This window comes from Leptothoe sp. EHU-05/26/07-4, from assembly GCF_043421015.1.
In the GTDB taxonomy this organism is placed as follows: domain Bacteria; phylum Cyanobacteriota; class Cyanobacteriia; order Phormidesmidales; family Phormidesmidaceae; genus Leptothoe; species Leptothoe turfae.
The window spans coordinates 244,491-268,853 of record NZ_JAXSQV010000006.1 but is presented as its reverse complement, the minus strand read 5'-3'; the positions used below and the strand labels follow the sequence as shown (position 1 = coordinate 268,853).

At 48.4% G+C, this 24,363-nt stretch carries 20 protein-coding genes; 12 read left to right on the top strand and 8 right to left on the bottom strand.

The window, feature by feature from the left end:
• Window position 1 precedes the first annotated feature (1 nt).
• The 5 genes from U2F10_RS23165 to U2F10_RS23145 form a co-directional block, all read right to left on the bottom strand.
• The gene (locus U2F10_RS23165) at window positions 2-880 is read right to left on the bottom strand and encodes a hypothetical protein (protein ID WP_163668174.1); all 879 of its coding nucleotides are present in this window, start codon (window positions 878-880) and stop codon (window positions 2-4) included.
• Window positions 881-1,110: 230 nt separating this feature from the next.
• Window positions 1,111-1,956, bottom strand: coding sequence for a KPN_02809 family neutral zinc metallopeptidase (ypfJ, locus tag U2F10_RS23160; protein ID WP_490794286.1), 846 nt, complete (start codon window positions 1,954-1,956; stop codon window positions 1,111-1,113).
• A gap of 137 nt (window positions 1,957-2,093) precedes the next feature.
• Window positions 2,094-2,855, bottom strand: a complete 762-nt coding sequence (locus U2F10_RS23155; protein WP_163668169.1) for a lipase family protein — start codon at window positions 2,853-2,855, stop codon at window positions 2,094-2,096.
• Between the two features lie 201 nt (window positions 2,856-3,056).
• Entirely contained in the window at window positions 3,057-6,605 is a 3,549-nt protein-coding gene (locus tag U2F10_RS23150) for a DNA polymerase III subunit alpha (RefSeq protein ID WP_163668167.1), read from the bottom strand.
• Between the two features lie 257 nt (window positions 6,606-6,862).
• Window positions 6,863-9,541 carry an MGH1-like glycoside hydrolase domain-containing protein gene (locus U2F10_RS23145; protein ID WP_499873552.1) on the bottom strand — a complete coding sequence of 893 codons (2,679 nt, stop codon included), beginning with the start codon at window positions 9,539-9,541 and terminating at the stop codon, window positions 6,863-6,865.
• Between the two features lie 203 nt (window positions 9,542-9,744).
• Here U2F10_RS23145 and U2F10_RS23140 point away from each other — a divergent pair, with 203 nt between their 5' ends.
• A complete protein-coding gene (locus U2F10_RS23140) occupies window positions 9,745-9,897 on the top strand; it encodes a hypothetical protein (RefSeq protein ID WP_163668165.1) in 153 nt (50 codons plus the stop codon).
• 89 nt (window positions 9,898-9,986) lie between these two features.
• On the opposite strand, the gene aat is transcribed toward U2F10_RS23140, so the two are convergent.
• Window positions 9,987-10,631 carry a leucyl/phenylalanyl-tRNA--protein transferase gene (gene aat, locus U2F10_RS23135; protein ID WP_499061010.1) on the bottom strand — a complete coding sequence of 215 codons (645 nt, stop codon included), beginning with the start codon at window positions 10,629-10,631 and terminating at the stop codon, window positions 9,987-9,989.
• Window positions 10,632-10,755: 124 nt separating this feature from the next.
• Here aat and U2F10_RS23130 point away from each other — a divergent pair, with 124 nt between their 5' ends.
• The 5 genes from U2F10_RS23130 (at window position 10,756) to U2F10_RS23110 (ending at window position 15,694) form a co-directional block, all read left to right on the top strand.
• Window positions 10,756-11,085, top strand: a complete 330-nt coding sequence (locus tag U2F10_RS23130; protein ID WP_163668161.1) for a DUF8822 family protein — start codon at window positions 10,756-10,758, stop codon at window positions 11,083-11,085.
• Window positions 11,086-11,088: 3 nt separating this feature from the next.
• Entirely contained in the window at window positions 11,089-11,970 is an 882-nt protein-coding gene (locus U2F10_RS23125; RefSeq protein WP_163702835.1) for an EamA family transporter, read from the top strand.
• 107 nt (window positions 11,971-12,077) lie between these two features.
• Window positions 12,078-12,194 carry a photosystem II reaction center protein I gene (locus U2F10_RS23120; RefSeq protein ID WP_006516789.1) on the top strand — a complete coding sequence of 39 codons (117 nt, stop codon included), beginning with the start codon at window positions 12,078-12,080 and terminating at the stop codon, window positions 12,192-12,194.
• A gap of 174 nt (window positions 12,195-12,368) precedes the next feature.
• Window positions 12,369-14,807 carry a DUF3769 domain-containing protein gene (locus U2F10_RS23115; protein ID WP_499873374.1) on the top strand — a complete coding sequence of 813 codons (2,439 nt, stop codon included), beginning with the start codon at window positions 12,369-12,371 and terminating at the stop codon, window positions 14,805-14,807.
• A 203-nt stretch (window positions 14,808-15,010) separates the two neighbouring features.
• Window positions 15,011-15,694, top strand: a complete 684-nt coding sequence (locus U2F10_RS23110) for a hypothetical protein (protein WP_163668155.1) — start codon at window positions 15,011-15,013, stop codon at window positions 15,692-15,694.
• On the opposite strand, the gene U2F10_RS23105 is transcribed toward U2F10_RS23110, so the two are convergent.
• Window positions 15,684-16,217 (bottom strand): phycobiliprotein lyase, encoded by a 534-nt coding sequence (locus U2F10_RS23105; RefSeq protein WP_250565998.1) that lies wholly within the window; start codon window positions 16,215-16,217, stop codon window positions 15,684-15,686. The genes U2F10_RS23110 and U2F10_RS23105 overlap by 11 nt on opposite strands.
• 176 nt (window positions 16,218-16,393) lie before the next feature.
• Between U2F10_RS23105 and hemE the strand changes: the two genes are divergently transcribed.
• The 5 genes from hemE to U2F10_RS23080 all read left to right on the top strand — a co-directional run bounded on the left by hemE (window position 16,394) and on the right by U2F10_RS23080 (window position 21,010).
• Window positions 16,394-17,458, top strand: a complete 1,065-nt coding sequence (gene hemE / locus U2F10_RS23100) for a uroporphyrinogen decarboxylase (RefSeq protein WP_163702832.1) — start codon at window positions 16,394-16,396, stop codon at window positions 17,456-17,458.
• Between the two features lie 147 nt (window positions 17,459-17,605).
• A complete protein-coding gene (locus U2F10_RS23095; RefSeq protein ID WP_163668151.1) occupies window positions 17,606-18,604 on the top strand; it encodes an NAD-dependent epimerase/dehydratase family protein in 999 nt (332 codons plus the stop codon).
• Window positions 18,605-18,751: 147 nt separating this feature from the next.
• Window positions 18,752-19,222, top strand: a complete 471-nt coding sequence (gene rimP / locus U2F10_RS23090; RefSeq protein WP_163702830.1) for a ribosome maturation factor RimP — start codon at window positions 18,752-18,754, stop codon at window positions 19,220-19,222.
• 144 nt (window positions 19,223-19,366) lie between these two features.
• Entirely contained in the window at window positions 19,367-20,734 is a 1,368-nt protein-coding gene (gene nusA / locus U2F10_RS23085) for a transcription termination factor NusA (RefSeq protein WP_163668147.1), read from the top strand.
• A 9-nt stretch (window positions 20,735-20,743) separates the two neighbouring features.
• A complete protein-coding gene (locus U2F10_RS23080; RefSeq protein ID WP_499873373.1) occupies window positions 20,744-21,010 on the top strand; it encodes a YlxR family protein in 267 nt (88 codons plus the stop codon).
• A gap of 75 nt (window positions 21,011-21,085) precedes the next feature.
• Here U2F10_RS23080 and U2F10_RS23075 read toward each other — a convergent pair whose 3' ends face one another.
• Window positions 21,086-21,289: a hypothetical protein gene (locus tag U2F10_RS23075; RefSeq protein ID WP_499873372.1), complete on the bottom strand. Its 204-nt coding sequence runs from the start codon at window positions 21,287-21,289 to the stop codon at window positions 21,086-21,088.
• A gap of 89 nt (window positions 21,290-21,378) precedes the next feature.
• On the opposite strand from U2F10_RS23075, the gene infB reads away from it, so the two are divergent.
• Window positions 21,379-24,348, top strand: a complete 2,970-nt coding sequence (gene infB, locus U2F10_RS23070; RefSeq protein WP_499873371.1) for a translation initiation factor IF-2 — start codon at window positions 21,379-21,381, stop codon at window positions 24,346-24,348.
• Window positions 24,349-24,363 lie beyond the last annotated feature (15 nt).

The window sequence follows — 24,363 nt, the reverse complement described above, 5'->3', positions numbered from 1 at the left end:
ATTATTGCAAGCGTCCTTGAAGGAGCTTTCGAGCCCCTATAAAGCCCATCATCGTTAAACCAATGGTGACTGAGGGTTCAGGGAGCTGGGGTGGTTCCTCAGATGAGAGATCGTCCCACTGTAGCCCTGAGATCGCACCACTCACGTCGCTGTAGCGAAACTGGACTCGCTGCAATTCAGTTTCTTCGAAATCAAACTGGAACATAGAGTTGTCGTCACGCTTATTGCCCACCTGAGTGATGGTGACGTCAACATACTCATCTAAACCATTTTTGTAGGCATGGGTGAGGGATTTGCCTTGACTTTTGGAGTGGTCTGGATCGCTATAGGTATTGGCAAACCGCTTAATTAGATTGTCAACATTAATATTGAGAATCGTATTATTGTCAGCATCTTTACCAATCACACGAACCTGAGTTCCGGACTTCGTCCCAAAGTTATCGTCGATATCAAGGAGTGAAAACTGTTTAAATCCAACTGTTTGGTCAAAATCAAACCAGATGTGGCCACCTTTAGCTTCATCATCAGGTGTATGTAAGTTATAACTACCGTTGTTGTATTCCTGAATGATCAGGGCATTGCCTTGATTTGAAGTACCCCAGGTCGCGCCAGTGCGTAGATCGTTATCGGCACCTGATTGACTTGTGTCATAGAGCAACAGAGGGGCGTTGTTATGGCCGGTTTTATAGTTTTTGCCAGTGATGCTTAGCCCCCAGTCGGCCCATTGATTATGAACTTGAGTACCGCCACTTAGGGCATTACCGGACGCATCGGCCTCAAAGTCGAGGACTCGTACCTCTGCCTGAGCAGGCAAAATTGTAGAAGCAATGGATAGCACAACAGTGGTTGCGATCGCAGCTAAAGATTTGACATTAGCCATTACAGATAAAGGTATCAAATACTACGTTCACATTAATAACTTCACGGAGATTTGAGTCACCTCAGTAATGCTGAGATCTTTTTTAGAGCTTTAAATTTAGATAACACCTACGGGTTTATACGTAGCCCCATTCAAGCAAAAAACCAAAAATAGCAAACATAGGTTCCGTATATATACGGAACCTATGTTAAGTCCAGGTTGATTTTGGTAAGTTTAGCGGGAGAGCGTTATCAAATTTGATTGGTCACAAACGTGTTGCACTGCTCGATATCCCCCGTTGCCAAACCTTGCTTAAACCAGCGTACACGTTGGGCAGAACTACCGTGGGTAAAGGACTCAGGCACGACAAAGCCTTGGGACTGCTGCTGCAAACGATCGTCTCCAATTTGACTAGCCGCGTTCAGTGCTTCTTCAATATCACCGGTCTCTAAAATATCTCGGGCTCGATCAGCACGGTTGGCCCATACCCCCGCGAAGCAATCGGCCTGAAGCTCTAAACGGACTGATAGTTGGTTAGCTTCAGCTTTATTGGCACGGCTTTGCAGTTGTCGTACCTGACTAGAAATGCCCAGAACATTCTGCACATGATGCCCAACTTCATGGGCTATCACATAAGCCTGGGCAAAATCACCAGGGGCCTGGTGACGGCTCTTCAAATCGTTGTAAAAGCTTAGATCGATGTAGACCTGCTGATCAGCCGGACAGTAAAATGGCCCCATAGCTGCTTGACCTAAACCACAGGCAGACTGAGTAGATCCAGAATAGAGAACCAACGTAGGCTCCGGATAATCTTGACCAATCTGTTCTTGGAAAATTTGATTCCACGTATCTTCAGTATCAGCTAGGACCACGGATGTGAAATCCGCTAACTGATCTTCAGCGAGAGAGGTTGAAGATTGTTGCGTGGGAGCTTGGGTTTGAGCAACTTGATCTAAAACAGGGCCTGGATCGCCAGTCACAAGGGTCACGACGGCAGCCAACACCAGAGCCCCTAAACCACCACCACCGACAACCAGAGAACTTGTAGCACCACGACGATCATCGATATTGCTACTGCGCCGCCCCGTCTTTTTCATGGCTGCCCCTTAGATAAGTTGTCAAAGATTTGATATTCAGAACTTAAAGCACATAGTTGGTACTTACACGGAATATAGCATCGCTATTTGCACCGACCAATCAAACCAAGGGATCTCTTAGCATTCAGCTAAAGTAGCTATTTTTCTTGATCTGCTCGTTTTTCAAGTGCAGCTATATAACGGTCGATACGGTGATCTTGCAAACTGCCTGAGATAATGCGCCAGCTGAACATAACGTTGAATCTGATCCGTTCATCGACATGGCGATAGCGCTGCCAGCGGCGGGGTAACCCACTGACAACATCATTACCATTGACAAAACGCCAGGTATTGGGAACCCGGCGATTATAGGATTCAGCAAATGCTTTATTACCCACACGCGGAGCCCCAAAGGTATAGACTTCTACCGATATATCAGGGGAAAAGTTGTATTGCAAATCTACAGCACACAACTTAGCTAAAGCGCCTCCCAAACTATGGCCAGTTACCAACCAGCGAGTCATCTCACTTTGATGTACAACGGACTGGATTTCAGACCTGGCGGCAAGATAGGCCTTAGTAAATCCTGAGTGCATTTTCACTCCAGACTGGGAGGTGCCATAGACAGCAGGATAGTCCAGTTGTTTGTTATCTATGACAGCCCCCGTCACGGCAGACCAGCGGGCAAAATCCAAATTGGTAAGCCAGTCGCGATCAGCATCGCTACCACGGAAAATAACGTATCCGCATTGGGTCTCGGGATCTTCTAGTAAGGCAACCTGTGTATCAGTACGCTCGATATCAAACAACGTTGGCATCAGATTAGGGCGCATACTAAATCGGAGCCGTTCGTTGAAATCTCTGTAGACTTCATTCGATAGATGGGCGCATCGTAATGCGACTTTGTAATCTAGTTCCATAAATAAAGTCCTACCCCATAGCAAAACCCTCTTGGGTCAGTGTGCCGTATAGTCCAATTATCTATACGCGTCATTGATAAAAATTAAGCCTTCACGATAAATAGTGAAGGCTAAGGGGTTAACGTCTCCCCTCCAGTCGGAACTGACTTCAAGAAAAGGGGGCTAGATTCCAGGTCATCTTACTAAAACAGTATTGATCTGCTACGCACTTACCAAGGGAGCTGCTTTAGCCTTGAAGTCAGCCGCATTCAGGGCTAATACGGCTTCGTCTGGATCTTTGACACGGAACTGAGCTCCAAGACGCACCACCTGGCGATGTCCTTGGTGGGTGATCATAGCGACAACGGGAATTTTAGCTGCGCTTTTATCTTCCCCTTGCTGGTTTTGAATGACATTACGGAGGCGATTTTGCTGCACGATGTCTCCGGCAATCGATGGAGGCAGCTCAACCGTCACTAAGCGCACATCTTCAATGGGTTCAGCATCATCAACGATCATCTGCACCTGATCGTCACGTCGATCGACCTTACCCCAAATCATTAATCGCGCATCGGCCTTAATATGCATGCCAATGCGGGCATAGGTCCGCGGGAAAACGACAGCTTCAGCTTGACCACTTAAATCTTCGATCTGAAGAATTGCCATACTGTCACCTTTTTTAGTGGTGATGGGCTTCATGGCACTAATCATTACGATGGCGCTAAGGGTCAGCTTTTCGGGCTGTTCACCCAGCTCGGCTAAGCTGATGGGAGCCAAAATACGAGCTGGGCGCTGCACTGACTTGAGCGGATGATCGGAAATATAAAAGCCGAGCAGCTCTTTTTCTAAGCGCAGGCGTTCTTGGGGATCGTAATCCTCCATGGGAGGAGCTTTGGGGGCGGCTTCGTAGGCACCGGCATGATTGGTCTTGTCATTGGGTGTTGCGGCTGTCTCGCCTCCACCTAACATCATGTCAAAGATATTGCCCTGGCCAATTTCGCGATCTTTGGCGCGGGACTGAGCCCAATCAACGACAAATTCTAAGTCAGCATTGAGCTGACGACGGTTGCTGTTGAGGCTATCTAATGCACCAGAGTGTACCAGGGCTTCTAAGGCACGGCGGTTGACGGCGCGGAGATCGATGCGATCGCACAATTCCGGTAATGACCTAAACGGTCCATCCTCTTCACGACTCTGAATCAGCGTCTCAATCGCACCCAAGCCAACATTTCGCACTGCCGACAGCCCAAACAAAATGCAGTTATTTTCCGGCGTAAAATCCACGCCAGAACGATTCACATCCGGCGGCAGCACCTCAATGCCCATGCTGACGCAATTAGCAATGTGCATCTGCACCTTATCCTGATCACCACTAATGGCCGTCAGCAGTGCTGCCATATATTCGACCGGATAATTGGCCTTCAGGTATGCCGTCTGATAGGTGACATAGCCATAGGCCATGGAATGACTTTTATTAAAGCAATACTGGGCAAAGTTCACCATTTGGTCCCAAAGGTTTTCCACCGTCTTTTTAGGCACACCATTGGCCACCGACCCTTCAATGAACTTGCCCCGGTGCATATCCATTGCCGATTGCTTTTTCTTACCCATAGCTCGGCGCAGCAGATCTGCTTCCCCAAGGGAATAGCCCGCCATATCCTGGGCAATTTTCATGATCTGCTCCTGGAAGATCATGATGCCGTAGGTCTCTTCTAAAATCGGCTGGATCAGCTCATGGGGATAATCGATCTGCTCACGACCGTGTTTGCGGTTGATAAACTTCGGAATTAAGCCTGCATCGAGCGGACCCGGTCGATATAGAGCGAGGACTGAAGAGATATCATCCAACCCGTCAGGTTTAAGATCGCGCACAATCTGGCGCATGCCCGAGGACTCAAGCTGGAATACACCCCCTAACTCACCGCGACTCAATAGCTTGTAAGTTTCTGGGTCGTTGTAAGCGACCTTATCCATATCGAGGGTTTCACCACGGGTCTGCTCCACATAGTCCACCGCTTTTTGGATCATGGTGAGGTTGCGCAGACCCAAAAAGTCCATCTTTAGTAGACCAACTGCTTCTACATCTTCCATGTAGTACTGGGTGATGACGGCACCATCGTTATTACGCTGTAGCGGCACCAGTTCATCCAGCGGCTTAGCAGAAATCACCACACCCGCCGCATGCATACCAAAGGTTTTGTTAGTACCTTCAATGGTAATGGCCATATCAAGCCAGCGGCGATAGGTAACGGCTGTTCCCGGCACCAAGTCACCACTTTCGTACTTTTCCTGAAACGCTTTCTCGGGCGTTTTATCAGGGTCGATCATCACCTTGAGCTTGGTGGGTTTACCCCGAGCCACTGGGATCATCTTGGCCATTTTGTCGGACTCGCCGTAGGGAATATCCAACACACGGGCCACATCCTTAAGCACCGCCTTGGAGGTCATGCGGTTAAAGGTGATGATCTGAGCAACATGGTCCTTGCCATACTTTTCCGTCACGTATTCAATCACCTTCTCCCGTTTTTCAATGCAGAAGTCGGTGTCCACATCAGGCATGGATTTACGTTCAGGGTTTAAGAATCGCTCGAACAGTAGACCATGGTGAACCGGATCAATATTGGTAATGCCCATGCAATAGGCCACCAGGGAACCTGCCGCCGAACCTCGCCCTGGTCCCACAGGAATCTTGGTATCACGGGCGAACTTAATGTAGTCCCACACCACCAAGAAATAGGTAGCAAAACCCATTTGGTGCATCATCTGGATTTCGTATTCCAGGCGTGCTTGATACTCTGGCGGCGCTTCGTCGTAGGAAGTAATGTTTAACCGTTCAAGCAAACCATCGCGGGAAACCTTGGCCATATAGGTTTCGCCAGTATGTCCCTCGGGCACTGGAAAGTTCGGAATCTGAGGATTACCGAGAATGTCATATTCTTCGATTTTTTCGGCGACTTCAACCGTATTGGCTACGGCTTCGTCGATGACATCCTGGGGTAGATGATCACGGAAAAGACGACGCATTTCATCAGCGGATTTTAGGTACTCGGTGCCGCTGTAGCGCAGTCGTTTGTCTTCGGTGACAAGCTTGCCGGTTTGGATGCAGAGCAGTGCGTCGTGGGCTTCGACATCGACACAGGAAATAAAGTGGGAATCGTTAGTGGCAATAATTTTGATATCTAGCTCGCGGGCAATACGGATGATTTCCACATTTACAATGCGGTCTTCGGGCGAGCCGTGGTCTTGGATTTCTAGATAGTAGTCTTCGCCAAAAAGGTCCTTGTACCACTTGGCAACGCGGTAGGCGACATCCAGGCGATTTTGCATAATGGCCTGGGGAACTTCACCACCGAGGCAGGCACTGGTGACGATCAGACCTTCATGATATTGCTCCAGCAGGTCTTTATTGATGCAGGGACGAGAAAAGATACCGCGACCTTGGACACCGTCCAGGTGGGACTTGGTGGTGAGTTTCACCAGGTTTTTATAGCCCTGGGTGTTTTTGGCAAGGATGACCTGGTGGTAGCGGGGGCGCTTTTCTTGCTTAGTGATGTCGCCATTAATCAGGTACATCTCGTTGCCGATGATGGGCTTAATACCTGCTTTTTTACAGGTTTTTAGCAGTTCGATAGCCCCGTACATGACACCGTGATCGGTGAGGGCAATGGCGGGCATCCCCATTTCGACAGCTTTGGCCGCCAGTGGTTCTAGCTGGCTGGCTCCGTCGAGCAAGCTGTAATCACTGTGGATGTGCAGACCGACAAAGGACATAGCGCTCGCCTGTATTTAGTACAATCATACTATATAGACTTTGCGGCTTGAAGCGTTTGGGTTAGCCACTAGCTATAGAGTCTGGATTCTAAGATTAGCCGATTTATAGCGCTACATCTAGTTAATTTAACAAAGGATTTCTAGGTGATGATTGCCCCTACAGGGTTATCTATTTTGAATTAGGTTACTGAATTTGGATTTGGATAGATTTTGGATAGATTAAGGAAAAAGTTCTTGAACCATAAGCAACAGGATGCCTATTGACCATATTTGCTTTGCTGCTGAATCAACTTAGCTACTAGGCCAGTCCAGCCCGTCTGATGGCTGGCACCGATACCGGCTCCATTATCGCCATGAAAATATTCATGGAAAAGAATATAGTTCTGCCAGTGGGGGTCTTGCTGAAACGGAGATGAGTCACTGCCGTAAACAGGGCGATTGCCTTGCTCATTTGGTAGGAAGATACGTGTCAATCGTTGGGAAAGTTCTGCTGCCACCTCCCATAGATTCATCCAATGACCTGACCCCGTAGGACATTCAATTTTGAAATCATCACCCAAGTAGTGGTGGAATTTTTGGAGAGACTCAATTAACAGATAGTTTACTGGGAACCAGATTGGGCCACGCCAGTTGGAATTACCACCAAACAACCCACTGCTGGATTCTGCTGGTTCGTAATTTACGCAAAACTCTTCACCATTGGCATTGAAACAATAGGGATTCTCAGCGTGATAGCGAGATAGGGCACGGATGCCATAGGGGCTGAGAAATTCGTTTTCATCTAGCAGCTTGTTTAGGATGCAGCGTAGCTTATCGGTGGGTTCCACCTCACCCAGGGTGGCGTAGCAAAGGGCCAGCATGCGGCGAGCACCCACACCTTCTGTTTCCATACAGGCCACATTCTTCTTCAGATCGGTACGATTTTCGATAAACCACTCTAGCCGTTCTTTAAAGCCAGGTACTTGCTCTAACAAATCAGGTTCTAGTGTCATCACAGCAAAAAGCGGAATTAGACCCACCATAGAGCGGACCTTGAGCCGCTGACGATCGCCGTTGGGAAACTGCAGCACATCGTAGAAAAAGCCATCTTCAGCATCCCATAACTGAGAGCGGTCCTGGCCGATGTGGTTCATGGCATCGGCAATGTAGAGAAAATGCTCGAAGAACTTAGTGGCCATGTCTTCATAGACTGGGTTTTCTTTGGCAAGCTCCAGGGCAATGGTGAGCATATTCAGACAGTACATAGCCATCCAGCTGGTGCCGTCGGACTGTTCGAGATGGCCTCCGGTAGGAAGAGCAGAGCTGCGGTCAAAAACGCCAATGTTATCTAGACCGAGAAAACCACCTTCAAAAACATTGCTGCCTTCGGCATCTTTGCGGTTTACCCACCAGGTGAAATTGAGCAGGAGTTTTTGGAAGACGCGTTCTAGGAAAGTGCGATCGCACTTTCCAGTCACCTTTTGCTCAATCTTATAAACCCGCCACGTCGCCCAGGCATGAACCGGCGGGTTCACATCCCCAAAGGCCCACTCATAGGCTGGAATCTGACCATTGGGGTGCATGTACCACTCCCGCGTCATGATATCTAACTGGTACTTGGCAAACTCCGGATCCACCATGGCAATGGGAATACAGTGGAACGCCAAATCCCAGGCCGCAAACCAGGGATATTCCCACTTGTCGGGCATCGAGATAATATCCTCAGCATTCAGGTGAGTCCACTGATTATTGCGCTGCCGATTTTCTGGCGGTGTCGGTGTTGTCGGATCGCCCTTGAGCCAACGGTTCACATCAAAACCAAAATATTGTTTACTCCATAACAGGCCAGCAAAAGCCTGACGCTGAACGGCTTTTGCCTCATCTTTCATTGGGAAAGGAGAGACTTTTCGATAGAAGTCATCCGCATCTTGTTGTCGAGTGGTCAGGGTAGTTACAAAAGACTCTCCAAAGGGATTTGAAAGTTGAGACTGATCGCTCAACCGTAAACAAATCACCTGACTCTCTCCAGGAGGAATCGTTAATGTGTAATGAGCCGCCGCCTTCGTTCCTGTCAGCCCAGGATTAACCGCCCCTGTCTCACCTTGAACCACATAGCGATGAAAGGCATCTTTAACGTAGGGAATTGGATTGGCAGATCCAAAAACTGCTTGGTAGTTGGTCTCATTTTCCGTAAAAAGAATAGGAGAATTCTGCACCAACCCCTTGCTTTGACAGTAGAGCCAACGAACCCCCAAGTCATTATGAGAAGCCTCCAGAGTACTGAAGCCTGATTGAGTATCTGCCAGTTTGAGACTTGGTTTTTCTGCGTTTTCTTCCCAGCTCCAGGTGTTGCGAAACCAGAGGGTGGGCAACACTGTTAATGTTGTGGCTTCTGGGCCTCGATTTGCAACAGTAATTTGAATGAGAATATCTTCGGGCGCTGCCTTAGCGTATTCGATAAAGACATCGAAGTAGCGATTTTCATCAAAGACGCCTGTGTCCAGGAGTTCATATTCTAGGGAGTTGCGATCGCGCCACTGATTTTCCTTCACCAGCTCACCGTAAGGATAGGCTGCCTGCGGATACTTATAGAGTGCCTTCATATAAGAATGTGTCGGCGTACTATCCAAATAGAAGTAATACTCCTTCACATCTTCACCATGGTTGCCCTGACTACCCGTCAGCCCAAATAATCGCTCTTTGAGAACTGGATCCTCCCCATTCCAAAGTGCCAGGGCAAAACAAAGGCTTTGTTTTGCATCAGAAATCCCCAGCAAACCATCCTCACCCCACCGATAAGTCCGTTTATGGGACTGGTCATGGGAGAAATAATCCCAAGCTTCCCCCGTTGCGCTATAGTCCTCGCGAACGGTGCCCCACTGACGTTCGCTGAGGTAAGGTCCCCAGATTTTCCAGGTGTCTGGATTGGTGTGCAGGCGATCGTATTCGGCGATCATGGCGGGTTTAGGGGCAATGGACAGCGGTAGCCGTTGCATCAGCAACTACCATAATGATGTCCCAATGCCAGAGGTCATTAGGTAGCGAATTTGCTGGATAGGGACGTCTTGTTGAGGGAGATAAATGAGTTCCTGACCAAACGTCCCAATAAATGTAAAGCAACATTGCTGCCGCTATAGATAAATCACTGGAGGGTCACTATATGATTACTTATGCGGATCTAGCGACTACTTATCGCGCGGTTCCTCCTAAAGATTCTCGGCCTCAGAAGCGATCAAGCCTGGTTGCCCATTGGACCAGAGTCAATGGCAAGTTAGTCTGCCAGTGGGTACCCATCCAATCTCAAGAAGAATAGTTATCAAACCGTAAGGGTATCCCTTGTGGATGACCATTGGATGCCTCATTCCCCCTGAGAACTCGGAAGAACTTACAACAGCATTTACCCTATTCGTACTTCCTGCGATTTAAGTATTGCGATCCCATGGAGATGGTTCGCTCATTCGCTGACGGCGGCAAAAATTGACAGGAACGCTGTATTGCCTGATAAAGGATGTCTTCGTAGATCTCACTTTCCACGACGTATGCCCCAAAACGGGCTAGATGGGGGTTCATCATTTGAGCATCGAAAAGTAGAAAGTTTTGCGATCGCAGCCACTCCACAAGCTTCACCATCGCCACCTTCGAACCGTCGGGAACCGTAAAAAACATCGACTCGCCGATAAAAGCTCCCCCTAGAACAATGCCCAAAATAGCGCCTGCCAGCTGATCCCCCTGCCAGGCTTCAAAGCTATGGGCATGGCCTGCCCGGTGCAGCATGCGATAAATTGCCTTCAATTCATCTGAGATCCAGGTAGTCTCACGATTAGCACAGCCTTCAACCACGCCATCAAAATCCCGATTAAACGCAATTTCAAACCGATTTTGATTGAGTACCCGACGTAGCGATTTTGGGTAACGAAATCGCTCATCCAATGGAATCAGTGCTCGTTTACGGCTGGAATACCAATTGAGCGTTTGGTAATCGCTATCTGCCATTAAAAAATAACCCTGGGCATAACACTGCAAAATATGGGGAATCGAGTAAGCCATAGCAGCTGTGACAGGGGGACTATCCCGTTACATTCTTCAAACCCTTCTCCTACCGTAGCCTAAAAAAACTTACCCTAAAAGAATCTAGAACCGAAAAAATACAGGTATCGCCGCAGCATCTGCTATGACTGAACCAATTCAATCCGTCACGTTACCATCTCCTCAAGATCCACAGCAAGAAGGCGAATGGCTCAGAGCATCGCTGCAAAACTGGTTAGATACAGAGTTTTTGCCAGAAGCGGTCAATCAGGACATTGCCCAACGTGCATCTCAGGTCTTCGTACGCCAGCGGATGGAAGGGGAAAATGAGCTGATTCCCTTGGTGATGGCCATTTTAACTGAATTGCAGTCCTTCGATTTTTCCAAAAGCTTCTACAGCGAGTTTTCTGTCGCCAATGCTGTCGGCGACTTATTGCTAGAAAGCCTGGGCATCGATCGTTGCTGCGGAGCTTAGGGGATGCTCTGGTTAGCCCTTGCCAGCGGCACCGCCCTTTGTGAAGCCCTCAAAGATGCCACGGGGAAACAGGCGCTGAAATCGTTAGATGAATATTCGGTTTTATTAGGCTTTACCAGCGCTGGAGCCTTATTGATGGCCATGTTGATGCTGGCAACCGAAGGTCCACCGACTCTGGGACCTGATTTTGGGTTAGCAATTCTGGTGGGGGGCAGCTTAAATATTTTGGCCTTCACTCTCTATACACGCGCCATTAAAATTGCGGACCTATCGCTGACGGTGCCATTGGTCACCTTAACGCCATTGTTTTTGCTGGTCACATCCCCCATCATCGTTGGCGAATGGCCCACTGGCTTAGACGTGATGGGTGTGCTGTTTCTCATTGTGGGTTCCTACATACTGAACCTGAAGCCTAGTGAGGGCTTGACGTTGGCCCCCTTACGGGCACTCATGACCAATCCAGGTAGCCGCATGATGATGGGTGTGGCGTTTTTATGGAGCATCACGTCCAATTTTGATAAGGTTGGCACCCTAAATTCATCCTCCCTTTTTTGGGGCATGTCGCTGTTTGGGACAATTGCGATGGGTATGATGCCCTTTGTTGTGCAGCGGGCCTGGCAAAAGGGGGCAGGTTTGGTGATTGGGGAATTGCGATCGCAAGCCCTATTCGTTGTGCTCGCAGGTGTCTTCAACGCTATCGGCGTTAGCCTCCAGTTCATCGCCCTCACCCTGGCCCCAGTAGCGCAGGTAATCGCAGTCAAGCGCATGAGTGCCTTAATTTCAGTTGGCTTTGGCTACGCCCTATTTGGCGAAACAGGCCTGAAAGAGCGCCTATTAGGAGCAGCCATTATGGTCAGTGGCGTTGCCATCATGGCAATGGACTAAACCATGGGTTCCATCTTTACGCAAACTCTGAGTATCAACACTCGATGAATTCAATGTTGCGATAGAATAGCTTTTATAAATTTAAGTGTCTGTGCTGGAGATCCCCGATGCTGACTCTAAAGATCGTTGTATATCTGACTGTTGCATTTTTTGTAGGTCTATTCGTCTTTGGCTTCCTCAATGGCGACCCCTCTCGGAATCCTGGCCGCCAAGATATGGAATAATTCCTGCTAAGCGCTAGTTTCGAAAGAGTTCCAATGAATTTTGATTAGGCTCCTTGGCTAGTCCAGCTAAGGAGTTTTTAATGCGAGTCAGTTTTCACCCTGAGGGACTGTTTCAACGCTTGTGTTCATGAGGGTTAGTATTACGCTAACCATTGGCCGTTTTTAACAATTTCCATGGCCCTAATCGATTTACCTCCTGAACCTTCCCAAAATCAGCTATCAGCAGTCTCAATCAGCACAGTTTCAACCAAAACTAAGCACAACAGCGGGGCTCAACACCTACTCACCCATCACTACCCCACGCCTTGGCAATCGACCGATGGCCTTCTAGAGCCTTCTTTTTCCCCTAGAAGCCTGATTCCTGTCGGACAACTGTCAGAGCCCAATGCGGATGATTTCTCTAAACCCAATCTGGCCCAATTACCTTCCCTACCGCCTCAAACGGAAGTGGCACCAGCTGCAAGTGACGAAGCAGCTGGGGATACCGTCAATGAAGTAGTCGATTTAGAGGACGCCGAGGCAGTCGATTTAGAAGACACCGAAGCAATCGATTTAGAAGACGCCGAAGCAGTCGATTTAGAGAATCCCAATCCCAACGCTTTCGAGGAGCGAGAGATTGAGGGAGTAGCGGACGATAGCTTAGTCCCTCAGCCAGCAGCAGCGGAGGGCTCTGATGAGGGCTCTGATGAGGGCTCTGATGAGGGCAACGAGACTGAAACACCGGAATCAGCAGAACCTCCTTCTACCACAGCACCTACTGAAGCATTAGATCCCTCAAAATTAGAAATTACAGCCGACACCCAAATCTTTGACTCTGATAGGCAAGTGGTGATTGCCCGAGGCAACGTCGTGTTCAAGCTCAACGATGCCTTTTTATTAGCCGATGAGATGTGGATCAACTTAGTTAATCGCTATGTCCTGGCAGAAGGCAACGTAATTTTGACTCGTGGCGAGCAAGAAGTTCGAGGTGAACGAGCTGAATATAGCCTTCTGCAGGAAGCAGGCACCATTTTTGAAACACGGGGTGAACTTTTTTTACCAGAACTCGAAGACGACTTTGCAGCCCCAACGGAGAGACCTGTCACTAGCCGGACAGTATTCGACCCCCTCAACCCAGACGAGGATGTCACTGCCGTCCGAAGAGTCGGGGGGGTTGAGTTGAGTTCTCGGCTTCAAGGCAGTAACCCCGGATCCTTACCAGACGCAGAAGGCGGCATCAGACGCATCCGCTTTGAAGCCGCACGAGTCACCTTTGATGCTGAAGCTTGGGTAGCAGAGGAGGTGCGATTAACAAACGATCCTTTTTCTCCACCGGAGCTCGAATTTCGCACTGACCGACTGACGTTAGTGACACTCTCACCAACCGCCGATTTGCTCACGACAGAAAACCCTCGCTTGGTTTTTGATCAAGGGTTTTCCCTACCCCTATTAAAGTCCAGATATATTCTGAATCGTGGAGAACGCGAGCAGAATCAAATCAACCCTTTTTTGATCAGTATTGGTAGCGACTCTGAGGATCGTGGTGGCGTTTTTTTAGAAAGCGAAGTCCCTATTGTCGAGAATGAATCCACATCCTTTAGCATTACTCCCCAGTACTTTTTAGAACGCGCTACAAATCAAGGCCTGGCTAATTCAGATGTATTTGGTGTGGAAGCTGACTTTGACACGCGTCTAAGCCCAAGCTCCAACCTTTCTGCACGAGTCAGATTGACCAGCTTAGATTTAAGAGAAGCTGAAGATAACCTCCGCGGCAGTATTCGTAATCGCTACCTTATCGGCGATCATCTACTGTCCGCAGAATATAGCTATCGCGATCGCCTTTTTAATGGCAGTCTAGGCTTTCAAAATGTCCGCTCCAGTCTCGGTGCAGTCCTGCTGTCTCCACCCATTAATTTAGATAAGCGTGGCCTTATCCTGACCTACCAAGCTGGCGCACAGTTAGTCACCTCTAGAACCGATCGTATCGATCTTCTGGGTAGGCCACGGGGTGGCGAAGATCTGATCACATTAGGCCGGATGCAAGCCAGCGCACGCTTGCGCAAAGGATTTAACCTCTGGCGCGGCACCCCCCTGCCTGCTACCCCCACAGAAGGCTTACGTTACACCCCAGCCCCAGTGGTCCCTTTTCTAAACCTCAACGTTAACTTGCTGGGAGTGGCGTCTTACTATACGAGTGGCGACTTTCAAGAGGAACTCTCTGCAGATGTACGTTTAGACGGGCAGATTGGACATCTGTCTAAAAATTTTTTTGACTACACTCGCTTCAACCTGGGCTATTCCCAAGACATCCTTTCAAGCGATAACTCTCCTTTTTTGTTTGATCGAAATGTAGATCGACGCGTGGTTAGTTTTGGTGTGCTCCAGCAGATTTTTGGGCCTATTTTGCTAGGCTTTCAAACATCAATAAACATTAATACTGGGGAAACCGTTAACACCGACTTTATTTTCGAATACACTCGCCGCACCTACGGTTTGGTTTTTCGCTACAGCCCAACTAGAGAAACAGGTTCCATTGGATTCAGACTTAGTGATTTCAACTGGCTTGGCAGTGGCAGCCCCTTTGATGAGCCCAATATTCGCCAGGTAGATAGTGGTGTGGTAGAAGAACGTTAGGCCTTTACTTAATCAGCGTTCACCACATCGTAGGAATACGGGAATCAAACAAAGTTTAAGGACTGCATCAAGGACTGATGTCCAAGGGTAAAGTTAAGACTTATATGGGTTCAATAAACCTATAAATATTATTTCCCAAGCGTATTAGGAAATTGTTACTTCAACAATGAATCAAATAATACGTTGGGCTAGAGGTATTAACTATGATGGCATCTGATCTAGAGCGAGAAGCACAACAGGCCATTACTCTGCTCAAGTCCTTTAGCCTGGAGTTGGCTCAATATAGTCCTGAAAGCCAAGTCTTGTATTGGCTTAACCACTATCGTGCTAACTGGATTCGAGATGCCATTATCGAGGCAGTATATCAAGGGCGCTACAAAGTTATTTCGGTTCAGCATATCCTTAGTCTATGGCAACGGCGTGGACAGCCTATTCGTCACTTTACGTCTGGCTTTGGGCAAGTCATTGCCGACCATCTTGGGACTCCGCTACATTTGACCACAGCACCACAGCCTGAGATCACATGCCCCAGTCACACGATGAACGAGCTGGGTCAGCGCAAGACTATGTCCTCATCAGGGTTTACAGAAACCGTCTCAACCGCCAAAGGCATCCACAGTAGATCATCTGATGTGGACTACGGCCATTACCCTGGGTTATCCATCGAAGCATTTCCAGTGCAGCCCGAGGATACGCTGGTTGAAGTTTATCAAGCTGATCCATCGCATCAGCCTCATCAAACGATGGCATCCAAAGCAGAAGCTAGGCCCAAGGCATCTCCCCATAAGACTGAGGCGGCCTATTCAGACTATATTCCTATGGTTAGGTCAGCTCCGATCCAACCGTTTCGACCAACACTTCAACTTAAGCGTATTTCTAGGGTTTGATATCACCCAGACGAATTTCTGAACAAAATGAAGCCATCGTTTGCCCCTGGTCGCCACTGAGAACATTGGTGCGCATCCGTAATTTGTCAGTGATAAACCACCAACGCTCTTCAGCTCGCAAACCATCAGCTGCCGTAACAATCGTTAGAACTTCATTCTCAAACCGATACTGACTGACTTGAGATCGGGCTTTACCCTCAGGTTTGCTGATTAACTTACCGTTATCGTCATCGGTTGCGATCGCAGCCAACAACGTTACCAGGGTTCGCGTTTGGCCATCTACGGTACTCTTCTGGGCAATCCGTAACCCGCCTACGGCATCCGTGGCAGAACAGCTCGCTTCATTACAGAGCTGAATCACAGCATCCGTACCAGCGTCCATGTAGGTAACTTCTAAATCTGATTTACCCGCCTTTGAGTTTCCTGCCTTCAGGTAGTGTGTAGTGCGCTGCGAAAACCACCGTCCTTCTTGCTTTTTAAAAAAGTTCACATTCTGCATGAATAGGTCTGACTGGAGTGACATACATAGCCACAATTCGTTATCTGCCTTTAAGTTTACGCTGTGACGGTCGTGTCAAATTCATCAGTTCACTGGCTAAACCCTAGGCAAGCCAAACATCTCCAGTCATTGAGGGCAATTCACGATGATAAGCTTACAAATGCGAATTAAAAACTCTTTTAGTCTGTGGTGAAATTTCAATGACCCAACCCGATCAAACGCCCTACCTTTTGAGAGCCGCCAAGGGCGAAATCTTGGATCGACCACCGGTCTGGATGATGCGTCAGGCAGGTCGGTACATGAAGATATATCGCGATTTACGAGAGAAGTATCCCTCTTTTCGTGAGCGTTCTGAGAACCCAGAACTTGCTATTGAGATTTCACTACAGCCCTGGCGGGCATTTCGCCCCGATGGCGTCATCATGTTTTCAGACATTTTGACCCCATTGCCAGGCATGGGCATCCCCTTCGATATCGTAGAGAGCAAAGGCCCCATCATTGAGCCTGCAATCCGCACTCAAGCTCAAATCGATGCCCTGCGCCCGTTGAATCCTGAAGAGGATTTACCCTTTATTCGACAGATTTTGACTACCCTCAGACAAGAAGTAGGCAATGCATCAACAGTGCTTGGGTTTGTGGGGTCTCCTTGGACGTTGGCGGCGTATGCAGTGGAAGGCAAGAGCTCTAAGAACTACTCTGTGATTAAAGGCATGGCCTTCTCGGAGCCTAAGATGCTGCATCAGCTGCTGAGCCACCTGGCAGATGGCATTGCCAAGTATGTACGCTATCAAATTGACTGCGGTGCTCAGGTTGTCCAGCTATTCGACTCTTGGGCCGGGCAGCTAAGTCCTGAAGACTATCGTACTTTTGCTCTGCCTTATCAGCAGCAGGTCGTACGCCAGGTTAAAGAAGCTCATCCTGATACCCCTCTCATCCTTTACATCAGCGGCAGTGCTGGCGTACTGGAACTGATGGGCGAGTCTGGTGTAGATATCATCAGCGTCGACTGGACAGTTGATATGGCCGATGCCCGTCGTCGTCTCGGTCCTAACATGAAGGTACAGGGTAATGTTGACCCTGGCGTTTTGTTTGGATCGAAGGATTTCATTCGCGATCGCATCCTCGATACCGTACGCAAAGCCGGTCGTGGTGGGCACATCTTGAATTTGGGCCATGGCATTCTTCCTGGCACTCCAGAAGAAAATGCAGCTCACTTCTTCGAAACCGCCAAGCAGCTTGAAGATTTGCTAGCAGTTCCTGCTTAAAACGCAAAGCCACCGCCACAGCTACAGCCCATAGCTGATTGATGGGCTGTAGCTGCAATCATGCACTCAACCAGGCGTCACACCAGCTGTTATAACTGCTACGCAAGGTAATACTATGGATACTTAAATATCGCGCCTGCTTAAACCGTGAGTCAACTGGCACAATCCCTTCAATCGTCACCGCAGAGAATTTTTATCACTGGTGCCAGTGGGTGTATAGGCCATTATGTCCTTGAGAACTTGCTTGAGCATAGTCATCATGAGCTTTTTCTACTATTGCGTCATCCAGATAAGCTCCAACTAGATATTTCTCAGCAGCCGAGGGTTCACATATTACAGGGCGATATTCGTGAAATTGATCAGTTTGCCAACCTACTTGGCACCATAGACACTGCAATCCTCATCGCCACATCCTGGGGAGGCGCACCTGCAATCTACGACATCAATGTCACAGCTAATTTGAAGTTGATGGAACTGTTAGATCCTGATCGGATTAAACAGGTGCTCTACTTTTCAACCGCGAGTATTTTAGACCGTCAAAATCAGCCCCTCAAAGAAGCCGGCAACGTCTCCTTTGACTATATTCGCAGTAAATATCAGTGTCATCAAAAGTTAAAAGACCTAGCCATATATCCCAAAATCACTACCCTATTTCCCACACTCGTTTTTGGGGGTGATACCAACAAACCTTACTCGCATATTTCCAGTGGACTAACCGAAGTCACTAAGTGGATCGATTTAATTCGCTTTTTTAGTGCTGAGGGTACGTTACATTTTATCCATGCTCAAGACGTTGCCACGATGGTTACCTATCTAATTGCCCATCCGCCTACGCAAGACGACTGTAGGGAGTTGGTATTAGGCAACTCTGCCCTTGCCGTGGATGAGGCTGTAACCGCAGTCAGCCATTATTTAGGTCGATCCATTTACTTCCGTATCCCTCTATCCCAGAGACTCATCGACTTTTTTATCAAACTATTTAAGGTGCGTCTGGAAGATTGGGACCACTTTTGTTTAAAGTATCGTCATTTTACTTATCAAAATCCTCTGACCCCTTCTAGTCTTGGCCTAGACAACTACTGCACAACTGTTGCCGATCTTTTTCAAGCAACGGGTATTGAATCAAAGCAAAGAAAAACACGCTAAACTGTGTAACGCAGTAAAGTCATGTAGCAGTAATGCTACTTGGATCAGTTAATAACTGGTTATTTACGGCCCCAGTTCAAAAATGATTGTGTTAAGAAGTGGGACCTCAAGGCCCACTTTTTATTTTGTTTAATTTACTACGTGTCCATGGCTCACCCTGTTATTCCACAGGTACTTGAAATAGCTGCCCCCATTGCCACTGACTTGGGATTAGAGGTAGTGGGCGCGGTTTTTCAAACCAACCATAACCCACCGGTTTTACGGGTTGACGTCCGTAACCTCACCCAGGACGACACTAGCCTAAACGACTGTGAAAAAATGAGTATCGCCTTAGGTGAAGCATTAGAAACCTCTAATACACTACCTGATGCGTATGTTCTAGAAGTTTCCAGTCCTGGCGTTTCTGATCAGCTGCAAACTGACCGCGATTTTATCGTTTTCAAGGGGTTTGCCATTGAAATCACTCTCCATACACCTCATAAAGGCAAAAAAGTATGGATAGGTACACTACTAGAACGAACGGAAAGCAAACTAGCTATTAGTCAACGAGGTCGTCGCGTTGCCATACCCAATGAGTTAGTAGAAGCAGTACAACTGAGCAATCAAGTTGAAGCATAGCCGCTCATTGCACCACTTCATCGCTACAAAACGCCTATCACCTCAGCGTAACGCGCCAGGATATCAGGGCTAAACCAGCATCATTCTTACTTTTATTCACATCTATTCGCATCGAAGTCTAGTTATTTAAGGAGGAGAAAGCCCATGTCAATGGTCAGTCTGCCCAGCCTACAAGAAATGATTGAAGGCATCAGTCGAGAGCGTAACTTACCTCGTTCCGCTGTAGAACAGGCCCTCAGAGAAGCTTTACTCAAAGGTTATGAGCGCTATCGTCGTACTCGCCGCATGGATAGCGCTCAATTTGATGAAGACTATTTTGACAACTTTGCTGTGGAGTTAGATCCAGAGGAAGAAGGCTTTAGGGTCTTATCGAGCAAAACAATTGTCGAGGCTGTTGAAAACCCTGACCATCAAATTTCTTTAGCAGAAGTAGTCGAAGTTGCCCCCGAGGCTCAGATAGGAGACGAGGTGGTGCTTGATGTTACGCCAGAGCAACGCGACTTTGGCCGCATGGCCGCGATTCAGACCAAACAAGTGCTGGCTCAAAAACTACGTGATCAGCAGCGGCGGTTAATCCAGGAAGAATTTCAGGACTTGGAAGGTACCATCCTCCAAGCACGCGTACTGCGATTTGAGCGTCAGTCCGTGATTATGGCCGTTAGCAGCGGCGTTGGCCAACCAGACGTAGAAGCAGAGTTACTCAAACGGGATCAATTACCCAATGATAACTATCGAGCCAATGCCACATTCCGTGTAGCACTGAAAAAAGTCTCAGAAGGATCTCACCGTGGGCCACAATTACTAGTGTCCCGTGCAGATGCCAGCCTTGTTGTTGAGCTATTTTCCAATGAGGTACCTGAAATTGAGGACGAAGTAGTCCGCATCGTTGCCGTGGCCCGTGAGGCTAATCCCCCATCTCGTTCAGTAGGCCCTAGAACCAAAATTGCTGTTGATACCCTAGAACGGGATGTTGATCCCGTAGGTGCCTGCATTGGTGCTCGTGGTTCTCGCATTCAGGTTGTTGTCAATGAACTGCGAGGTGAAAAGATAGACGTTATTCGCTGGTCCCCAGACCCAGCCACCTATATTGCCAACGCCCTCAGCCCTGCACGGGTTGACGAGGTGCGATTGATGAATCCAGAAGATCGTCAAGCCCATGTGTTGGTCCCTGAAGATCAGCTTAGTTTAGCCATTGGGAAAGAAGGTCAAAATGTAAGGCTAGCAGCACGTTTAACCGGATGGAAAATTGACATCAAGGACTCAGCTAAGTACGACTATGAGGCCGAAGATGAGAAGGTACGGGCTCAACTGGAAGCTAAACGTAAGCAAGAGGAAGAAGCAGCGGCGGCCTTAGCAGCACAAATGGAAGCCATTAAAGCAGCAAATCTAGCAGCGGCGGCCGCTCAACAAGCTGCCGCAGAAGCAGCGGCTGTAGAAGAGCCTGAAGTCCTTGAGAATGAGGGACCTGCCTATGAGGGGGAAAATGAGGGACCCGCTTATGAGGAGGAATAAGTTAGTTTGATGCGACCGAATTATCGACGCTGTGTGAGCTGCCGTAAGGCAGCCCATCGAGATCAATTCCTGAGGGTCGTTCGCACTTATCCAACAGGCACAATCCAGCTGAACTATGGCATGGGACGTTCCGCCTATTTATGTCCTCAGATAGATTGCTTAAACTCAGCACACAAGAAAAATCGGCTTGGTCGTTCCCTTAAGGCACCTGTGCCAGAGGAAATTTATCAACACTTGCACCAACTCATTAAGCAAAACCTGGCATCACCCCGATAACAGATTCAAGCTTGATCATTAACAGCTTCTGAAATGTCCACAAAGGCTTACATGCAAATGACCTAAGTAGTTCAGTTAAAGCTTTTGAGCTTTTGCCTGGCTGCGAATACTTTTTAGGGCTGATGCTAAGGTAGAATTTAAGGCCTGTGCTAATTTTTGGTCGGGAATTCCTGATACTGTCAGAATATTATTGAGCTGGGATGGGGATACATCCATTTTCATCAGCACCCACAATGGCCACATTAGTGCTAAGAGTCGATAGAATAAGATATTGCCCATAGTGCCCAAGGGTAAAATGTCATGTCGTTTCGATAAGGGCAGTAAGTCTATGTGACACCTTTCTTTGAAAATTTGCGAGGAATATTTGGATGAACAATGGCAAAGTCAGGATATATGAGTTATCTCGGGAGTTGGATTTAGACAATAAAGATATTCTGGCCATCTGTGAACGTTTGAGCATAGCAGTAAAGAGCCATAGCAGCACTATTACTGAATCGGATGCGGAACGGATTCGTGCAGCTGCATCAGGAGCGCCAAAGCGCTCATTACAAAAACCGCCTCCGAAACCAAAGCAAAAACCGAACCTGACCAAGCCTAAAGCCCCAAATCGTCCCGTTCGAAAACAGCAAATTTTAGAAGTTAGGCGTCATCAGTCATCAGAACCTAACTCTCCTGAGAAAAAAGTATCTCCTCCTCAGGCTCCCAAAGATGCTTCTCCAGCCAAGTCGCCATCCTCGGATGACTTACGACAGCCACCAAATCGCCCTGGACGACCAAACAAGCCATCTGTGCGTCCTCCTCAGAAGCCAGTACCTCGTCCTACTGGGAATACAAATGGTGCCAGTTCTTCTGGGACTACGTCCAGTGAGCCATCCGACCAGGCTGTACCGGTATCCAAACCACAGATTGTTCAACCTAAGCTAGTCTCTCCTCCATCTCGCACCCAAGCACCACGTCCTAAAGTAGCGAGGCGAAGTGATGATCCAGATGCCAAGATCCCGGTGACTGAGGTCGGTAGATCGGTCGAGGCTCAGGATAAGCCAGCTGCACTTAAGGCGAAACCAAGCTTAAAACCAAAACCAGTTATTGAGGTCCGCCGACCAAAACCGTCTAGTCCAACGGCTGATGAGACAGGTGCTACAGATACAGATACAGACGATACCAGCAGTGGTGGCCCCGTTTTAGTTGGCGCACCTCGACGTCCTGACGTACGCCGACCTTCAGCTCCAGCACGTCCACCCAAACGAGGGAAGCCTCGTGGTGAGAGTGAAGAAGAGGAAATGCGGCAGCGCGCTAGCAAGAACGCAACGAAGAAGCGACGTGCTCAACGTTTAGATGATGATGATGACATTGAAGAACTAGAGGCAGGTCTGTCTGGTGATTCTTCAGCAACACCGATCAGTATTTCGTTGATGCGGCCACCTAAGCCTAAGTCTCATCAGAGTCAGGCCAAGCCAGCTGCTGTGAAAAGCCGTTCTATGCCAACTCGGGGTGGTTCATCACGCAATAATCGGCGCGATCGCAAAGTCGAAGTCGTCGAAGACAAGCCCGAACTAATAATTCTAACCAACGGTCTGACCGTACACGAATTAGCTCAAGAGATTAAAGAACCTGAAACTGAAGTTATTAAGTTCTTGTTCTTTAAAGGCATCGCTACTAATATCAATCAAACCTTGGACATTCCCACGGCCAGGATGGTAGCTGAAGCCTTTGATATCCAGGTAGAAACTGCTGAAGCCGAGTCTGAAGCAAAGAAAACCACCGAAATGATTGATGAGGGCGACCTCGAAAATCTGAAGCAGCGTCCACCAGTGGTCACCATCATGGGTCACGTTGACCATGGTAAAACCTCGCTTCTGGATGCTATCCGTGAAGCTAAAGTTGCCAGTGGGGAAGCCGGGGGTATCACCCAGCACATTGGTGCCTACCACGTTGATGTCGAACATGAGGGCGACAACCGCCAGGTTGTCTTCCTAGATACCCCTGGCCACGAAGCATTTACAGCAATGCGTGCTCGAGGTACTCGTGTTACTGACATTGCAGTGTTAGTGGTTGCGGCAGATGATGGTGTGCGTCCTCAGACGATTGAGGCAATTAGCCACGCCAAAGCAGCTCAGGTACCCATTGTTACTGCTATAAACAAGGTTGATAAAGAAACAGCTAACCCTGATCGCGTCAAGCAAGAACTTATGGAGCAAGGTCTGGTTCCTGAGGAATGGGGTGGCGATAGCATCATGGTGCCTGTGAGTGCCATAACTGGTGAGAACCTTGATCTGTTGCTAGAAATGCTATTGCTACAGGCTGAAGTTGAGGATCTACACGCTAATCCTGACAGATTAGCAAAGGGAACCGTTATTGAGGCCAACCTGGATAAAGCACGAGGCCCTGTGGCTACCTTACTTGTACAAAATGGCACTCTGAAGATTGGCGATTCAATGGTCGTCGGCTCTGTCTTCGGTAAGGTGAGGGCAATGTTAGACGATCGCTTAAACCGTGTTGAGGCAGCTTCACCATCCTTTGCCGTTGAAGTTCTAGGTCTCAATGACGTACCTCAAGCAGGTGATGAGTTTGAAGTCTTCAAGTCTGAAAAAGAAGCTCGTGCTATAGCTGATAGCCGAGCAATCGATCAGCGTCAGTCTAGGTTGCAGCAAGCGATGGCATCTCGACGGGTAACCCTCAATACCCTGTCTGCCCAAGCTCAGGAAGGCGAACTGAAGGAACTCAACATCTTGCTGAAAGCAGACGTTCAAGGTTCTGTTGAAGCAATTCTGGCATCTCTACAACAGCTGCCCCAGGACGAAGTTCAAATTCGTGTGCTGATGGCTGCTCCAGGGGAGATTAGTGAAACTGATGTTGACCTAGCTGCGGCCAGTGGCGCAGTCATCATTGGCTTCAACACAACTCTAGCGCCGGGAGCACAGCAAGCTTCTGACCGGCTAGGTGTTGATATTCGAGACTACGACATTATCTATAAGCTCCTAGAAGATATTGAAGGCGCTATGGAAGGTCTGCTTGAGCCTGAACTGGTGGCAGAAGATCTGGGTGAAGTCGAAGTCCGTGCTGTCTTCCCAGTACGTAAAGGGGCTGTTGCAGGCTGCTATGTTCTATCCGGTAAGGTAACTCGAAATTGTAAGATTCGAGTCATGCGTAATGGCACTCAGGTATATGAAGGTAATCTAGATTCACTCAAGCGTATGCGGGATGACGTGAAAGAAGTTGCCTCTGGCTTTGAGTGTGGTATCGGTGTTGATAAGTTCAGTAACTGGCAAGAAGGAGATCGCATTGAGGCCTTCAAGATGGTCACGAAGCGACGGACCCTAGCCGGGCGTTCTCAATAGGACTTATCGTCAGCA

Coding starts and splice junctions, on each gene's coding strand:
- U2F10_RS23115 (WP_499873374.1), top strand. CDS start 12,369: ATGGCCCTAATCGATTTACCTCCTGAACCTTCCCAAAATCAGCTATCA.
- U2F10_RS23140 (WP_163668165.1), top strand. CDS start 9,745: ATGATTACTTATGCGGATCTAGCGACTACTTATCGCGCGGTTCCTCCT.
- U2F10_RS23120 (WP_006516789.1), top strand. CDS start 12,078: ATGCTGACTCTAAAGATCGTTGTATATCTGACTGTTGCATTTTTTGTA.
- U2F10_RS23075 (WP_499873372.1), bottom strand. CDS start 21,289: ATGGGCAATATCTTATTCTATCGACTCTTAGCACTAATGTGGCCATTG.
- U2F10_RS23080 (WP_499873373.1), top strand. CDS start 20,744: ATGCGACCGAATTATCGACGCTGTGTGAGCTGCCGTAAGGCAGCCCAT.
- U2F10_RS23130 (WP_163668161.1), top strand. CDS start 10,756: ATGACTGAACCAATTCAATCCGTCACGTTACCATCTCCTCAAGATCCA.
- U2F10_RS23165 (WP_163668174.1), bottom strand. CDS start 880: ATGGCTAATGTCAAATCTTTAGCTGCGATCGCAACCACTGTTGTGCTA.
- U2F10_RS23105 (WP_250565998.1), bottom strand. CDS start 16,217: ATGTCACTCCAGTCAGACCTATTCATGCAGAATGTGAACTTTTTTAAA.
- rimP (WP_163702830.1), top strand. CDS start 18,752: ATGGCTCACCCTGTTATTCCACAGGTACTTGAAATAGCTGCCCCCATT.
- U2F10_RS23110 (WP_163668155.1), top strand. CDS start 15,011: ATGATGGCATCTGATCTAGAGCGAGAAGCACAACAGGCCATTACTCTG.
- U2F10_RS23155 (WP_163668169.1), bottom strand. CDS start 2,855: ATGGAACTAGATTACAAAGTCGCATTACGATGCGCCCATCTATCGAAT.
- infB (WP_499873371.1), top strand. CDS start 21,379: ATGAACAATGGCAAAGTCAGGATATATGAGTTATCTCGGGAGTTGGAT.
- aat (WP_499061010.1), bottom strand. CDS start 10,631: ATGGCTTACTCGATTCCCCATATTTTGCAGTGTTATGCCCAGGGTTAT.
- nusA (WP_163668147.1), top strand. CDS start 19,367: ATGTCAATGGTCAGTCTGCCCAGCCTACAAGAAATGATTGAAGGCATC.
- ypfJ (WP_490794286.1), bottom strand. CDS start 1,956: ATGAAAAAGACGGGGCGGCGCAGTAGCAATATCGATGATCGTCGTGGT.
- U2F10_RS23125 (WP_163702835.1), top strand. CDS start 11,089: ATGCTCTGGTTAGCCCTTGCCAGCGGCACCGCCCTTTGTGAAGCCCTC.
- U2F10_RS23150 (WP_163668167.1), bottom strand. CDS start 6,605: ATGTCCTTTGTCGGTCTGCACATCCACAGTGATTACAGCTTGCTCGAC.
- hemE (WP_163702832.1), top strand. CDS start 16,394: ATGACCCAACCCGATCAAACGCCCTACCTTTTGAGAGCCGCCAAGGGC.
- U2F10_RS23145 (WP_499873552.1), bottom strand. CDS start 9,541: ATGATCGCCGAATACGATCGCCTGCACACCAATCCAGACACCTGGAAA.